Origin of the sequence: Microbispora hainanensis, from assembly GCF_036186745.1 — a bacterium.
GTDB lineage: Bacteria > Actinomycetota > Actinomycetes > Streptosporangiales > Streptosporangiaceae > Microbispora.
This window is the reverse complement of sequence record NZ_CP108086.1, coordinates 8,660,407-8,676,138: the sequence shown is the minus strand read 5'-3', so window position 1 is coordinate 8,676,138 and position 15,732 is coordinate 8,660,407. Positions and strand designations below refer to the sequence as shown.

Below are 15,732 nucleotides of genomic sequence, written 5' to 3'. Positions count from 1 at the left end.
GGATCAGGCGGACTCCCGCACGATGAGGCGGGTGGGCAGGATCACCGGCTCCACCGGGCCGCCCCCGTCGATGAGCGCGAGCAGCAGTCGTACGGTCTCCTCCGCGACCTCGGCGAGCGGCTGGCGGATCGTGGTGAGGGGCGGGTGGGTGGTGGCGGCGACCGACGAGTCGTCGAAGCCGCCCACGGCCACGTCGTCGGGCACCCGGCGTCCGGCGGCCCGCAGCGTGGACAGCGCGCCGGCCGCCATGAGGTCGGAGGCCACGAAGACCGCGTCGAGGTCGGGGGTGCGTTCGAGCAGCCGTGCCATCGCACTCTCGCCGCTGAGCTGGGTCCAGTCGCCGTGCTCGATCAGCTTCTTGGACGCCTTCCTGCCGAGCACGTCGGCGAAGCCCTCCAAACGCTGGATGCCGCCCGGGGTGTCCATCGGGCCGGTGATCGTGGCGATCTTCCTGCGGCCCTGCTCGACCAGATAGCGGGCCATCTGCCGGGCGCCCTCGCGGTCGTCGGCCGCGGCGTAGGGGATCACGTTCTCCTTGCCGATGACGGCGCCGCAGGCGACGGCCGGGATGCGCAGCGACTCCAGCTCGTCCACGAGCGGGTCGCCCGCGTGCGTCGACATCAGCAGCACCCCGTCGGCGTGGCCGCCGCGCACGTAGTGCACCACCCGGTCACGGTCGCCGTCGTCCCCGGCCAGCATGATGACCAGGGAGACGTCGCGGTCGCCGAGCCGCCGGATCGCCGTACGGATCGTGGTGCTGTAGTTGGGGTCCTCGAAGACCTTCTCGTGCGGCTCCGACAGCACCATGACCACCGACCCGGTCCGCTGGGTGACCAGGCTGCGGGCGTTGCGGTTGACGATGTAGCCGGTCTCGGCGATGGCGCGCCGGACGGCGGCGTGGGCGGCGGGGCTCACGTAACGGTCGTCGTTGAGCACCCGCGACACGGTGCCACGGGAGACGCCCGCCGCCGCGGCCACGTCATGAATGGTCGGACGTTTCGCCATGGTCGTATTGTCCCCCCGCCGATCAGCCTGTTCCCCCGCGTCCATCAGCTTTTCACGGCCCCGCCGGACAGGTCCGTACGCCAGTAGCGCTGCATCGTGAGGAACAGCGCGATCAGCGGGATGAGCGACAGCATCGTGCCCGTGATGATCAGGTTGTAGAGCGACGGCTGGTTGGCGCCCGCGGCGAGCAGGGTGTAGAGGCCGACCGTCAGCGGGAACTTGTGGTCGTCGCCCAGCATGATGAACGGCAGCAGGAAGTTGTTCCAGATCGCGACGAACTGGAACAGGAAGATCGTCACCATGCCCGGCGTCAGCAGCGGCAGCGCCACCCGGCGCAGCAGCCGCCACTCGCCCGCGCCGTCCAGCCGCCCCGCCTCCAGCAGCGAGGCGGGGATCGCCGCCTGCGCGTAGATCCTGGCCAGATAGATGCTGTAGGGGTGCAGGATCTGCGGCAGCAGCACCGACCAGTACGTGTCGGCCAGGCCGGCCTTGGAGAACAGCAGATACTGCGGGATCGCCAGCACGACCGACGGCACCAGGATGCCGCCGATGAGCAGATTGAAGATCAGATTGCGGCCGGGGAAGGAGTATTTCGCCAGCGCGAACCCCGAGATCGTGGACACAGCGGTCGACAGCACCGCGCCGCCCCCGGCGTACAGGGCGGTGTTGAGCAACCAGAGCCAGAAGACGCCGTCGCGGTAGGCGAACAGGTCGGCCAGGTTGGACAGCAGGCCGGTGCCGGGCGCGAAGGTCGAGGTGGAGAACAGCTCGGCCTTCGACTTGGTGGCCGCGACCACCACCCAGCTCACCGGGAACAGGGTGTAGATCGCACCCAGCACGAGCACCGCGGTCGGCACGATCCCCAGCGGGCGGCGCGGCGAGGGGCGGGCGTGCCCGCCTGTCCCCGGCAGTGCGGTGGCGGCCATCAGCCCTCCCCGAACGCGTGGTTCTTGACGATCCGCAGGAACCCGAACGACAGCACGAGGGAGATCGCGGCGATCACCATGGACGTCGCGGCGGCCGAGTAGAGGTCGCCGGTGACGAACGCGTCGCGGTACACCTTCATCAAGGGGCTCCAGGTCGAGCTGATCGTGTTGGTCAGCGGCCGCAGGGTGGTCGGTTCCGTGAACACCTGGACGGTCGCGATGACGGAGAACACCGTGGTCAGGATGATCGACGGCGCCAGGATCGGGATCTTGATGCGCAGGGCGATGCCCAGCTCGCTCGCGCCGTCGATCCTGGCCGCCTCGTAGTACTCCCGCGGCACGGCCCGCAGGTTCGTGTAGAGCACCAGCATGTTGAAGCCGGTGCCGCCCCAGACGGCCACGTTCGCCATCGAGAACGTCACCAGGTCGGCGCTCAGGAACGGGTGATCGCCGAACGGGCTGAGGCTGGGCAGGTAGAGGAAGCCCCACATCAGCGTCGCCGCCACACCCGGCACGGCGTACGGCAGGAAGATCGAGATCCGGGTGAGGCGGGCGAGCCGCACGTGCGCCGCGTCGAGCATCAGCGCGAACACGAGGGCGAGCCCCAGCATCAGCACGAGCACGAGGGCTCCGTACGCGAGGACGCGCAGCCATCCGGCCCACAGCTCGCCGTCGCCGACGGCGGCGGCGTAGTTGCCGAGCCCGGCGAAGATCTCCTTGCGGGCGCCCTTGCCGAGGCCCAGGCCGGAGACCTTGGTGCGCCGCAGGCTCAGATAGATCGTGTAGCCGATGGGCAGGGCCATGAAGAGCGTGAACAGCGCCATCGCCGGGGCGAGGAACAGGTAGGGCACGGTGCCCGCGCGGTGCGCGCGGGCGCTCTTGTTCCGCGACGTCATGGTCACTGGGCGAGAGTGAAGCCGGACTTCTGCATGTCGGCGATGGTGGCGTCCTGCATCGCCTGCACGGCGGCGGCGAAGTCGGACTTGGCGGCGACGGCCTTGTCGAAGGCGTCCTTGTACGCGTTGTAGGTCACGTTGACGTTCGGGCCGAACGTGAAGCCGCGGGCCGTGGCGCCGATGGAGGCGGCCTGCTGCCAGAAGTCGGGCTGGCTGGAGAAGTAGTCGGGAGCGCCGGTCATCAGCGCGGCGCCCTTGGCGGAGGCCGGATAGATCGCGCCCTCCTTGATCAGCAGCCCGAGCGCCTCCGGGTCGGTGTTGAGCCAGGTGGCGAACCGCGCGGCGGCCGCCTTGTTGGGCGACTTGGCGGCGACGGCGGTGGAGGAGCCGCCCCAGAAGCCGCTGTAGTTCTCACCCGCGTTCCACTGCGGCAGCGGGGCGATGGCCCACTTGTCCTTGCCCTTCGGCGCGTTGGCCGACAGCACGCCCGGGCCCCACACGGCCGACGGCCAGGTGAGCAGCTTGCCGTCGTTGAGCGCCTTGTTCCACTCCGGGGTGAAGTAGGGCATGCCGTCGATGACGCCCTCCTTCACCAGGCCGCCCCAGTAGGAGGCGACCTTCTTGGTGGCCTCGTCGTTCACCGCGACCTTCCAGGCGTCGCCGCTGATCGACCACCACTGCGCGCCCGCCTGCTGGGAGAGGCCGGCGAACCAGCCCGGGTCCTTGCTGGAGAAGGTGCCGAGGAAGACCTTTGGGTCCTTCTTGTGCACCGTGCGGGCGGCCTCGGCGTACTCGTCCCAGGTCTTCGGCACCGCGATGCCGTACTTCTCGAACAGGTCCTTGCGGTAGTAGAGCATCATCGGCCCGCTGTCCTGCGGCACCGCGTAGACGGCGTCGGTGCCGAGGGTCACCAGGCTCCAGATGCCCTCGCTGAACTCGCCCTTCACCTGCGTGGTCTCGGCCGTGAGGTCGGCCACGGCGTCGGCGGCGACGAAGGAGGGCAGCATCTGATATTCGGCCTGGACCAGGTCGGGCGGGTTGCCCGCCTTGGCGGCGGTGAGGAACTTGGCCGCCGCGTCGTCGCCCCCCGCCTGCTTGCTGACCTCGACCTGGATGTCGGGGTGGGCCTGGTTCCACACTGCGACGATCTTGTCCATGTTCGGGACCCAGGTCCAATAGGTCAGCTTCACCGGGCCGGCCGGCGCCGCGCTCTGGCTCGCGGCGGGGGCGGACGGCTCGTCGGAGCCGCCCGAGCAGGCCGTCGCGAGCGTGGCGGTGAGGATCGCGGCCGCCGCCACTGCTAACCGGTTCACGCGCATATGTTCCTCCAGGCGGATGGGCGGGGGACAGGAGGCTGGAATGTCTGGGAGCGTTCACAGACTGAAAGGTGCCCACTGTGCTGTCAATGGTCGTTACGTGGTTGTTAACGACCCGCATTGATCAGGACAGATCGTTCGTACCTTCTCGGCGAGGCGGTTCTGCGCTACTGTGCACGTTCACAGAAGCAGAATCGAGGGGGAGACGTTGCCCGGATATCCCGTCCTGCCCGAGGGGCTCGCCTACGGCGGGGACTACAACCCCGAGCAGTGGCCGGAAGAGGTGTGGCAGGAGGACGTCCGCCTGATGCGCGAGGCCGGGGTCACCCTGGTCACCGTCGGCGTCTTCAACTGGGGACTGATCGAGCCGCGGGAGGGCGAATACGACTTCTCCCGGCTCGACCGGATCCTCGACCTGCTCCACTCGGCCGGGGTGTACGCCGACCTCGCCACCCCCACCTCATCGCCGCCCACGTGGTTCCGCCGCCGCTACCCCGGCAGCCGGCTCGTGGACAGGGAGGGCCATGTGCTCGGCGGTGGCTCGCGGCACAGCTTCTGCCCGAGCTCACCCGACTACGCCGCCGCGTCCGAGCGGGTCGTCGCCGCCCTGGCCGCGCGGTACGCCGGCCATCCCGCCGTGGCGATGTGGCACGTGCACAACGAATACGGCTGGGCCAACGCCCACTGCTACTGCCCGACGTCGGCCGAGGCGTTCCGCGCCTGGTTGCGTGAGAGGTACGGGGACGTGGGCGCGCTCAACGCAGCCTGGGGCACCACCTTCTGGGGGCTGATCTACGGCTCGTTCGACGAGGTCGAGCCGCCCGTCGCCGCGCCGGTGGGCCTGGTTCCCGGGCTCCAGCTCGACTTCATGCGGTTCTCGGTCGACGCCCACATCGCGTGCTTCCGCAGGGAGCGCGACACGATCCGGCGGTTCAGCGACCTGCCCGTCACGACCAACTTCATGATCCCCAACTGCAAGCCCATGGACTACTGGCGCTGGGCGGCGGAGGTCGACGTCGTGGCCAACGACCACTACCTCGACTCGGCCCGCGCCGATTCGCACATCGAGCTCGCCATGGCCGCCGACCTCACCCGGTCGGTCGCCGGGGGCCGTCCGTGGATGCTGATGGAACACTCGACGGGCGCGGTCAACTGGCAACCGCGCAACCTGGCCAAACGGCCGGGGGAGATGCGCCGCAACACCCTCGCCCACGTGGCGCGCGGCTCGGACTCGGCGATGTTCTTCCAGTGGCGCGCCTCCCGATATGGCGCGGAGAAGTTCCACTCGGCGATGGTGCCGCACGCCGGCACCGACTCCGGGATCTGGCGCGACGTGGTCGCGCTCGGCGCGGACCTGCGCGCGCTGGCGGAGGTCAGGGGCGCGCGGGTGACCGCCGAGGTCGCCGTGGTGTGGGACTGGGAGTCCTACTGGGCGCTCGAATTCGAGTGGCGGCCCTCGGCCGACCTGCGCTTCCGGGAACGGATCGAGGCCTACTACGAGGCGCTGTGGCGCGAGCACGTCACCGTCGACTTCGTGCACCCGTCGGCCGACCTGTCGCCGTACCGGCTGGTCGTCGCGCCCAGCGCCTACCTGCTCGCCGAGGCGGCGGCGAAGAACCTGCACCTCTACGTGGAGGCGGGCGGCCATCTGCTCGTGTCGTACTTCTCCGGCATCGTAGACGAGAACGACACCATCCACCCGGGGCCTTATCCCGGGGGGCTGCGCGACGTGCTCGGTGTGGCAGTCGAGGAGTTCCACCCGCTCCGCGAACACGAGACCGTCACGCTGCGCTCGCCGGGCTCGCTGGTGCCCGGGGCTACGGGCCGGATCTGGTCCGAGCGCGTACGGCTCGCGGGTGCGGGAGCCGTACGCGAGTTCGCCGACGGGCCCGACGCCGGCCATCCCGCCGTCACCCGGCACGACCTGGGAGCGGGCAGCGCCTGGTATGTGTCCACCGCGCTCGACGGGGAGTCGGGCCTGCGCGACCTCGTCGCGGAGGTGCTCGACCACGCGGGCGTGTCCCGGCCGCGCGGCCTGCCCGACACGCTGGAGCTCGTACGGAGGGGCGACCACCTGTTCCTCATCAACCACGCGGACGCGCCGGTGACGGTCGACGGGGTGACCGGTGCCGGCGTGCTCGACGGCGCCGCGTACGACGGCTCGGCGACGGTGCCGGCCGGAGGCGTCGTGGTCGTCCGCACCTGACGCCCCGGCGTCGTGCCGCACCTGACCTGCGGCACGCTGCCGGGTGACCCGGGGGAGTCCGCTGCCGTCCGCCGGGCTGTACCCCGGATGTCCGGCCACCTCCGCAAGTCAGGCGGCCCGCCAGGAACTTCGGTGTCTGACGGGGCGGTCTCAACAGGCCGGAGGACTACTCGGCGAACAGCTCGTCGGCCGTCGTGATGATGGCGACCTTGCGGGCCCAGGCGTCCAGCCGGTTCATGTCCTCACACCGCTGGACGGTTGCGGATGAGTTCGAGCGGCAGCTCGTGATCGATACCGGGCATGACGGAGACGTTACTGACTGTTGTCTGTCGATTGCCGCGTGTTCTCCAAAATGGCGGTGATTGGCGGCTTTGCTGGGCGGGGTCAGGACTCGGGAACGGCTTCCCACTCGTGGCAGGGGCTGAGCGGGTGGTGCTGGTAGATCACGCCGACGGCGGGGTGAGGCCAGCCGAGGATGACGGTCTCGCGCTCCGTGTGCGGAACCGGCTCGCCGAGGTCGGCGGCGGTGACGGGCTGGCCGCCCGGGCCGCAGACACACTCGGGGCTGCCCTCGTGGTCGATCACGTCGTCGAGCGGCATCACGTGTACGAACCTGTCCATGTCACCTACCTTGACGGGGGATTGCGGTCACATTACCCCAAACAGATACAAACAGGAATAACTTGGACAAATCCGGACTCCTGTCAACCCATTGACGTTTGTTGGGATGGACGGCAAACTAACTCCACAATCGCCGGATGAGCCGATGGAGTGCCGCAATGCCGTACCGTCCCCCATTGATCGCGCGCGAGTTCTTCGTGGCGGATCCTCCAGAGCTTCCGGTGCGCGAGCCGGGCGAGGAGGGCCTGTCCGCGCTGACCAGCGCGGAGGTGGTGGCCTCCGACGGGCAGGGCGTGACGCTCAAGGGCTCCACCACGGCCGAGGAGACGCTCGTCGTGCAGATCACGGTCGCGGGTGAGGGGGTGATCCGGGTGCGTCTGTCGGAGGATCCCGACGCGCGCACCCGGTCTGCCCGCGCGATCTCGATGGTCACCCCCGGTGAGTACGGCGGGGCCGTCGTGGAGGCGAACCACAGCCGTGTGGTGGTCGACGCCGGGTCGCTGCGGGCCGAGGTGCGGCTGAACCCCTGGAGGCTGCGCTTCACCGACCGGGCCGGCCGGACGCTGGTCGAGCAGGACCCGGGCCACCCCGACATCAGCGGCCGGCTGCGCACGCTGCCGTTCGGCCGCTCCTCCGTCGACGGCAAAACCGTCGCCTATCACGAGACGTTCGTGGCCCCGGCCGACGAGGCGTTCGGCGGTTTCGGCGAGTCGTTCACGCCGCTCGACAAGCGCGGCCAGCGCCCGCTCATGTGGAATTTCGACGCGTTCGGCGCCGAGTCGCAGCGCGCGTACAAGAACGTGCCCTTCTACCTGTCCAGCAGGGGGTACGGCATCTGCGTCGACAGCGGCACGCCGGTCGAGTTCGACGTGTGCCAGTCGACGCACAGCGCCGTGCAGATCATCGTGCCCGACGACCTCATCGACTACTACGTGATCGCGGGCCCCACCCCCGCCGAGGTCCTCGACCGGTTCGACGGGCTGACCTGCCGGCCCGAGCTGCCGCCGAAGTGGGCGTTCGGCACCTGGATCTCCTCGGGCTTCTTCCGCGACAGCCAGGAGCGCGTGCTGGAGCGGGCCAGGAAGGTCAGGGAGCGGGGCATTCCATGCGACGTGCTCCACCTCGACTGCTACTGGCAGGCGGACGGGCACTGGTCGGATCTCCAGTGGGACCCCGAGACGTTCCCCGACCCGGCGGGCATGCTGGCCACGCTCAAGGAGCAGGGCTTCAAGGTCTGCCTCTGGATGAACTCCTACATCTCGCACCTCAGCCCGGCCTTCGGGGAGGCGGCGGAGAAGGGCTACTTCCTCAGGCGGCCCGATGGCGAGACGTACGTCGCCGACACCTGGCACGGCTCCTACCCCGCCTGCGGCATCGTGGACTTCACCAACCCGGAGGCGGTGGAGTGGTTCAAGGGTCTGCTGCGCGAGCGCCTGCGTGAGGGCGTGGCGGCGTTCAAGACCGACTTCGCCGAGGGGGTGCCCGCCGACGCCGTGGCCTTCAACGGCATGACCGGCACCGAGCTGCACAACGTCTACACGCTGCTGTTCAACGACATCGTCTCGGACGTGACCCGCGAGGTGAACGGGCACGGCCTGGTCTGGGCCCGTTCGTCCTACCTCGGGGGCCAGCGCCACTCGGCCCAGTGGAGCGGCGACGTCGACACCACCTACTCCGCGATGGGCAGCACGATCAGGGGCGGGCTGTCGCACGGCCTGTCCGGCATCCCCTTCTGGAGCCACGACGCGGGCGGGTTCACCGGCACGCCCAGCCCGGACCTCTACATCCGCTGGTCGCAGTTCGCCGCGCTGTCCCCGCTCGTACGGTTCCACGGCACGACCACCCGGGAGCCCTGGGAGTTTCCGCCGCACGCCGAGCAGGCCGCCATCGAGGCGCTGCGGCTGCGCTACCGGCTCATGCCGTACATCTATTCGGCGGCCGTCACCGCGGCCGAGACGGGCGCGCCGATCCTGCGCGCCCTGTGCGTCGACTATCCGGACGACCCGGTGGCCTGGCAGGCCGACCTGCAGTACCTGCTCGGCACCGACCTGCTCGTCGCCCCGATGACCTCCGCCGACGGCACCCGGAAGGTCTACCTGCCCTCGGGGGTGTGGGTGGACTACTGGACGGGGGAGACCGTCGACGGCGGGCGTTACGTCACGGTGTCGCCGCCGCTCGACCAGATCCCCCTGTTCGTACGGCACGGCTCGCTGATCCCGGTCACCGAGCCGGGCGACACGGTGGCCGACGACCCGCGGGTCTCGCTGCTCGCCTTCGGCCTGCCGGAGCGCGAGAGCCGTACGACGATCAGGGACCTGGACGGGGACACGACGGTCACGGCGGTGCGGGACGGCGACCGGCTGGTCGTCACCGCCGAGGGCCCCAAGCAGATCGACGGCGTCGAGTTCGTCGGCCCCGGCGCCCCGGTCGTCATCAACTAGAAACCCCCTGGAGAAAGACCATGTTCAGAGTAGGCAGGAGCGTGGCGGTGGCGGCGCTGGCCGCGGCCGCGCTCGCGCTCACCGCGTGCGGCGGCTCCTCTTCGGATGGTTCGGGTGGCAGCGGCGGCTCCGCCGAGGGCAGGACCCTCACCCTCTGGCACTACGAGACCGGCAACAGCGCCATGGGCACCGCCTGGGCGCAGGCGATGAAGGACTTCGAGGCCGGCCACCCCGGCGTCAAGGTGAAGTTCGAGGAGAAGGGCTTCGAGCAGATCCAGAAGACCGCGGGCATGGTCCTCAACTCGGACCAGGCCCCGGACATCATGGAATACAACAAGGGCAACGCCACCGCGGGCCTGCTGTCCAAGCAGGGCCTTCTCACCGACCTGACCGAGGAGGCGACCAAGCGCGGCTGGGACAAGCTGCTCAGCCCGTCGCTGCAGACCACCGCGAAGTACGACGACCGCGGCATCATGGGCTCGGGCAAGTGGTTCGGCGTGCCGAACTACGGCGAGTACGTGATGGTCTACTACAACAAGGACATGTTCGATAAGGCGGGCATCAAGGTGCCCACCACGTTCGACGAGTTCACCGCCGCGCTCGACGCGTTCGCGAAGAAGGGCACCACGCCGATCGCCATGGCCGGCGCCGAGTATCCGGCCCAGCAGCTGTTCTACCTGCTCGCGCTGAACAAGGCCGACCGGTCCTGGATCGACTCCTTCCAGCTCTACAAGGGCAAGGTCGACTTCCATGGGCCCCAGTTCACCTACGCCGCGCAGACCTTCTCCGACTGGGTGAACAAGGGCTACATCAGCAAGGACTCGGCCGGCATGAAGGCCGAGGACATGGGTGTGGCGTTCATCGGCGGCAAGTTCCCGATCATGGTGTCGGGCAGCTGGTGGTTCGGCCGTCTCCAGGCGGAGATCAAGGACTTCACGTGGGGCTCGTTCCTGTGGCCCGGCCAGTTCGCCCCGGGATCCAGCGGCAACCTGTGGGTCGTGCCCGAGAAGTCCGAGAACAAGGACCTCGCCTACGACTTCATCGACATCACGATGAAGAAGGAGATCCAGAACCTGCTCGGCAACTCGGGCGGCGTCCCGGTCGCGGCCGACCCGGCGGCGATCACCGACGCGCAGAACAAGGAGCTCATCGAGAACTTCAACAAGCTCTCGACGCAGGACGGCCTGGCCTTCTACCCTGACTGGCCGGCTCCCGGCTACTACGACGTGCTCGTCGCCGGCATCCAGGAACTGATCAACGGCAGCAAGAAGCCCGAGGAGGTCCTGGACGAGATCGCCCAGCCGTACGACGACAACCTGGCCGACATCGGCAACTAGTGACGGGCGGGTCCCGGTGGCCTGAGCACGGCGGGACCCGCTCTCCCCCCGACCCCGGCGGCGGGGCTACCTGACCGGTCTCCGCCGCCGGTCCCCCTCTGGAAAGGTCTGCACACATGGCACCACCCGTCGCGGGCGCGGCCCGCCCGCGCGGGAGGAGCGGCTACTGGCTCTACCTGGTTCCGAGCCTGGTGCTGTTCCTCGCGATCATCGTCGTCCCGTTCCTGATGAACGTGGCGACGAGCTTCACCCGCTGGTCCGGCGTCGGCACCCCGACCTGGATCGGGCTCGACAACTACACGAAGTTGTTCAAGGACGAGCGTTTCTGGGCGTCCTTCGAGCACAACGTCGCACTGATCATCGCGATGGCCGTGGTGCCGACGATCATCGGCCTGGTGCTCGCCGCAGCGCTGTTCGACTACATCGCCAAGCGGTTCGGCGGGCGTACGGCCTCGGCCCTGCGCGCGGCGTTCTACCTGCCGCAGGTGCTGCCCGTCGCGGTGGCCGGCGTCGTGTGGGGCTGGATGCTCCACCCGTCGTACGGCGCGGTGAACGAGATCTTCGGGATCAAGGTCAACTGGCTGGGCGACCCCGACATCGCGCTCGCGACGGTCATGGCGATCATGGTGTGGTTCCAGCTCGGCTACCCGGTCGTCATCTTCATGGCCGGGCTCCAGCGGGTCGATCCCTCCCTCTACGAGGCGGCCGAGATCGACGGCGCCTCGTGGTGGCGCAGGTTCTGGCACATCACGATCCCGCAGATCCGGCCGGAGATCTTCGTGGTGCTGCTGACCTGCACGATCGCGGCGCTCAAGGTGTTCGGACCGATCTTCGTGCTGACCAGGGGAGGCCCCGGCTCCTCGACCATGGTGCCGTCGTACTTCTCCTACCTGAACTTCTTCGAGAAGGTCAACGTCGGCTACGGCTCGGCCATCGCCACCGTGCTCGCCCTGATCATCGTCGTGGTGACCTTCCTCTTCCTGCGGGTCCAGGAAGGCGGCCAGGAGCGTGACCAGGAGAGTGGCTCGTGAACGCCGATCGCACCTTCCGCCAGCCGGGACGATGGGCCGTGCTCGCGGCGCTGGTCGTGCTCGCCGTCGTGATGCTCTTCCCCTTCGTCATCGTCACGCTCAACGCGTTCAAGTCCCCGGCCGAATACTCCGCGAACGGCCCGCTGAGCCTGCCCCACGGGCTCTACCTCGACGGGATCGTCGACTTCTGGAATCGCGTCGACTTCGGCCTGAAGCTCTGGAACAGCTTCCTGATCAGCGGCGTCGTCGCGGTCGCCGCGGTGGTGCTGTCGGTGCTCAACGCGTACGCGCTGGGCATCGGCAGGGTCCGCGGCCGGCTGTGGATCCTCGTGCTGTTCCTGGTCGCCAACACGCTGCCGCAGGAGTCGCTGGTCTACCCGCTCTACTACCTGTCGAAGGAGGTGGGGCTGTACGACTCGAAGCTCGCCGTCATCCTCATCTTCACGGTGATCCAGGCGGCCTTCGGGACCTACCTGCTGTCGTCGGTGCTCGGGCAGTTCCCCCGCGGCATCCTGGAGGCGGCCGAGCTCGACGGCGCGAGCAGGTGGCGCACGCTGTGGGGCATCGTCGTGCCCATCAGCCGCCCGACCCTCTCGGTGCTGCTCATCTTCTTCTTCATCTGGACATGGAACGAGTTCTTCCTGCCGATGGTGTTCCTCATCTCCAACGACAACCAGACCGTGCCGGTCGCCCTGGGCGTCCTGCAGGGCGAGAAGATGATGGACGCCACCACCTCCAGCGCGTCCGCGCTGCTCGGCATCGTCCCCGCCGTGGCCTTCTTCCTCATCTTCCAGCGCACGCTGACCCGTGGCGTCACGGTCGGCGCCATCAAGTAGCACCCCCGAATACACGCGTCACTACCTGACCTGGAGGCGCAATGTCCCATCGCCGTTCGGCGATGCTGTCCGCGTCGGCCGCCCTGGCTCTGGCACTGAGCCTGGGCGCCGGCCCCGCGAGAGCGGCCGGCGACTATCCGTTCCGCGACCCGTCGCTGCCGCTCGCCCAGCGCGTCGACGACCTGCTCAAACGGCTCACGCCGGACGAGAAGGTGGCGATGCTGCACCAGTACGCCCCCGCGATCGACCGCCTCGGCATCAAGCTGTTCAAGACGGGCACCGAGGCGCTGCACGGCGTCGCCTGGTCGACCGACTACACGAACAACGGCGCGGTGGTCACCGCCAAGGGCACCGTCTTCCCCCAGGCGGTCGGCCTGGCCAGCACCTGGGACACCGACCTGATCAAGCGGGTCGGCTCGGCCGTCGGCGACGAGGCCCGCGGCTACCACGCCGAGAACCCCACCGTCTGGGGGCTCAACCTCTGGGCGCCCGTGGTCAACCTGCTGCGCGACCCCCGCTGGGGACGCAACGAGGAGGGCTACTCCGAAGACCCGCTGCTCACCGGCGCCATCTCCGCGGCGTACGGCTCGGGCCTGGAGGGCGACGATCCCGACCACCTGAAGACGGCGCCCACGCTGAAGCACTATCTGGCCAACAACAACGAGGTCACCCGCGACACCTCGTCGTCGGAGCTGCCCCCGCGGGTGAAGCACGAGTATGACGAGGCGGCCTTCAAACCGGCCATCGAGGCCGACGCGGCGACCGGCGTGATGGCGTCGTACAACCTCGTCAACGGCCGGCCCAACACGGTCAACCCCGACCTGAACGACGTGGTCCGCTCCTGGACCGGCCGCACGCTGTTCAACGTCACCGACGCCGGTGCTCCGAACAACCTGGTCAACTCCGAGAAGTACTACGCCACCCAGGCCGAGGCCGACGCCGCGCTGATCAAGGCGGGGCTCGACAGCTTCACCGTGGACGACGCCAACGGCGCGCCGACGGTCGCGGCGGTCAAGGAGGCGCTGTCGAAGGGGCTGCTCACGCAGGCCGACGTCGACAACGCCGTACGGCACCAGCTCGGCATCCGGTTCCGGCTCGGCGAGTTCGACCCCGACGGCGGGCCGTACGGGAAGATCACCAAGGACGTGATCAACAGCCCGGCGAACCGGAAGCTGGCCCGCGAGACCGCGGCCAAGGCGATGGTGCTGCTGAAGAACTCCGGCGGCACGCTGCCGCTGAAGCCGGGCAAGAAGGTCGCCGTGGTCGGCCCGCTGGCGAACGTGCTCTACACCGACTGGTATTCGGGCAGCCTGCCCTACAAGGTGACCCCGCTCGACGGGATCAAGGAGCGGGCGGCGTCGGTGGCGTCTTCGGAGGGCGTCGACCGCATCGCGCTGAAGGACGTCGCGACCGGCAGGTACATCAGCGCCCCCGCGTCCGGCGGTGACCTCAAGGAGAGCGCGACGGCCCTCGGCGACACCGAGCAGTTCGACGCGTTCGACTGGGGTCAGGGCGTGCTGACGCTGCGCAGCGTGGCCAACGGCAAGTACGTCAGCCGGGCCAACTGGGCCACCCTCGCCAACACCGCCGACCAGCCGTCGGGCTGGTTCGTGCAGGAGCAGTTCACGCTCGAGCCGCAGCCGGACGGCACCGTCCTGCTGCGGTACGCCGGCTACGAGACGGCCTACGACTGGTTCGGGCCCGGCAAGTATGTGAAGGCGGAGGCCGACGGCTCGCTCGGCCTGAACACGGCCGACCAGGCCACGCACTACGCCAAGGAGATCGTCTCGCGCGGCGTGGACGACGCCGTCGCCAAGGCCAAGGCCGCCGACGTGGCGGTCGTCGTGGTCGGCAGCATGCCGTTCATCAACGGCCGCGAGGACCACGACCGCACCGACATGAACCTCGCCGAGGGGCAGGAGGCGCTGGTCAAGGCCGTGAAGGCGGCCAACCCCAACACGGTGGTGGTGCTGGAGAACAGTTATCCGACCACCATCAACTGGGAGCAGGACAACGTCCCCGCGATCCTGTGGACCACCCACGCGGGCGCCGAGACCGGGCACGCCCTCGCCGACGTGCTGTACGGCGACGTCAACCCGGCCGGGCGGCTCACCCAGACCTGGTATCGGTCGGCCGACGAGCTGCCGGGCATCCTCGACTACGACATCGTCAAGAAGGACCGGACGTACCTGTACTACAAGGGCAAGCCGCTCTATCCGTTCGGCTACGGCCTGTCGTACACGTCGTTCTCCTACCAGGGCCTCAAGGCCGTCCAGAAGGGCGACGCGTACGAGGTCTCTGTCAAGGTGACCAACACCGGCTCCCGGGCGGGCGACGAGGTCGTGCAGCTCTACACCCACCAGCACCGCTCGCGGGTGAAACAGCCGGTCAAGCAGCTCCGCGCGTTCGAGCGGGTGACGCTGGCGCCGGGGCGGACGAAGACGGTCGCCTTCACCGTCAAGAAGAGCGACCTGGCGCTCTGGGACGTCACGCGCGACAAGTGGACCGTCGAGAACGCCACCCACGACGTGCTCGTGGGGTCGTCCTCGGCGAACATCCGCCAGCGGGCGACGATCAACGTCAAGGGTGAGAACATCCCGCACCGCGACCTGTCGAAGACCACCCGCGCGGTCGACTTCGACGACTACTCGGGCATCCACCTGGTCGACGAGACCAAGGTGCGCGGCGACGCGGTGGCGGGCGCGAACGGCGGCTGGATCGCCTTCAAGGACGTCCAGCTACGCAAGCCCCGCACGGTGACGGCCGGGGTGGCCTCCACGAGCGGCGGGAGCATCGAGGTGCGCCTCGGCTCGCCGACCGGCGCCAAGGTGGCCACGATCCCGGTCGCCGCCACCGGCGGGATCTACAACTGGGCCGCCGCGACCGCTCCCGTCTCCGGCGCGAACGGCGTGAAGGACGTGTATCTGGTGTTCACCGGCGACGTCCGGATCAAGGACCTCGCCCTGAGCTGAGGCTCCCCGCCGAGAACGACGGACGCCCCGGACGACGGACGCCCCGCGTACCTGCGTGGGGCGTCCGTGCCGGTTCAGGGCGCCGGTTCAGGGCACAGGGTGCAGGGTCAGAGTGCAGGGTCAGAGTGCAGGGTCGGAGTGCAGG

At 69.0% G+C, this 15,732-nt stretch carries 11 protein-coding genes; 6 read left to right on the top strand and 5 right to left on the bottom strand.

All coding sequences use genetic code 11. The features are described from left to right. Positions 1 to 3 precede the first annotated feature (3 nt). From OHB01_RS39200 to OHB01_RS39185, 4 genes are read right to left on the bottom strand one after another with little or no spacing between them, the layout of a single operon-like run. The gene (locus OHB01_RS39200; RefSeq protein WP_147942822.1) at positions 4 to 1,005 is read right to left on the bottom strand and encodes a LacI family DNA-binding transcriptional regulator; all 1,002 of its coding nucleotides are present in this window, start codon (positions 1,003 to 1,005) and stop codon (positions 4 to 6) included. Positions 1,006 to 1,049: 44 nt separating this feature from the next. Continuing rightward, the gene (locus OHB01_RS39195; RefSeq protein ID WP_142645753.1) at positions 1,050 to 1,931 is read right to left on the bottom strand and encodes a carbohydrate ABC transporter permease; all 882 of its coding nucleotides are present in this window, start codon (positions 1,929 to 1,931) and stop codon (positions 1,050 to 1,052) included. Further along, positions 1,931 to 2,827: a sugar ABC transporter permease gene (locus tag OHB01_RS39190; RefSeq protein ID WP_328855889.1), complete on the bottom strand. Its 897-nt coding sequence runs from the start codon at positions 2,825 to 2,827 to the stop codon at positions 1,931 to 1,933. The genes OHB01_RS39195 and OHB01_RS39190 overlap by 1 nt, the downstream gene beginning before the upstream one ends. Positions 2,828 to 2,829: 2 nt before the next feature. Further along, complete coding sequence (locus tag OHB01_RS39185; protein WP_328854732.1) at positions 2,830 to 4,146, bottom strand: sugar ABC transporter substrate-binding protein; 1,317 nt, start codon at positions 4,144 to 4,146, stop codon at positions 2,830 to 2,832. A gap of 205 nt (positions 4,147 to 4,351) precedes the next feature. On the opposite strand from OHB01_RS39185, the gene OHB01_RS39180 reads away from it, so the two are divergent. Continuing rightward, positions 4,352 to 6,349, top strand: coding sequence for a beta-galactosidase (locus tag OHB01_RS39180; RefSeq protein WP_240971009.1), 1,998 nt, complete (start codon positions 4,352 to 4,354; stop codon positions 6,347 to 6,349). 384 nt (positions 6,350 to 6,733) lie between these two features. Here the strand turns inward: OHB01_RS39180 and OHB01_RS39175 are convergent, their stop codons facing one another. Continuing rightward, positions 6,734 to 6,970, bottom strand: a complete 237-nt coding sequence (locus OHB01_RS39175) for a hypothetical protein (protein WP_142645751.1) — start codon at positions 6,968 to 6,970, stop codon at positions 6,734 to 6,736. 158 nt (positions 6,971 to 7,128) lie between these two features. Between OHB01_RS39175 and yicI the strand changes: the two genes are divergently transcribed. The 5 genes from yicI to OHB01_RS39150 all read left to right on the top strand — a co-directional run bounded on the left by yicI (position 7,129) and on the right by OHB01_RS39150 (position 15,587). Then, positions 7,129 to 9,411: an alpha-xylosidase gene (gene yicI, locus OHB01_RS39170; RefSeq protein ID WP_328854731.1), complete on the top strand. Its 2,283-nt coding sequence runs from the start codon at positions 7,129 to 7,131 to the stop codon at positions 9,409 to 9,411. Between the two features lie 20 nt (positions 9,412 to 9,431). Then, positions 9,432 to 10,748, top strand: a complete 1,317-nt coding sequence (locus OHB01_RS39165) for an extracellular solute-binding protein (protein ID WP_142645749.1) — start codon at positions 9,432 to 9,434, stop codon at positions 10,746 to 10,748. A 116-nt stretch (positions 10,749 to 10,864) separates the two neighbouring features. Then, the gene (locus OHB01_RS39160) at positions 10,865 to 11,779 is read left to right on the top strand and encodes a carbohydrate ABC transporter permease (protein ID WP_142645748.1); all 915 of its coding nucleotides are present in this window, start codon (positions 10,865 to 10,867) and stop codon (positions 11,777 to 11,779) included. After that, positions 11,776 to 12,615 carry a carbohydrate ABC transporter permease gene (locus OHB01_RS39155; RefSeq protein WP_328710697.1) on the top strand — a complete coding sequence of 280 codons (840 nt, stop codon included), beginning with the start codon at positions 11,776 to 11,778 and terminating at the stop codon, positions 12,613 to 12,615. Before OHB01_RS39160 ends, OHB01_RS39155 begins: the two co-directional genes overlap by 4 nt. Positions 12,616 to 12,656: 41 nt before the next feature. Then, positions 12,657 to 15,587, top strand: coding sequence for a glycoside hydrolase family 3 C-terminal domain-containing protein (locus OHB01_RS39150; protein ID WP_328854730.1), 2,931 nt, complete (start codon positions 12,657 to 12,659; stop codon positions 15,585 to 15,587). Positions 15,588 to 15,732: the final 145 nt, after the last annotated feature.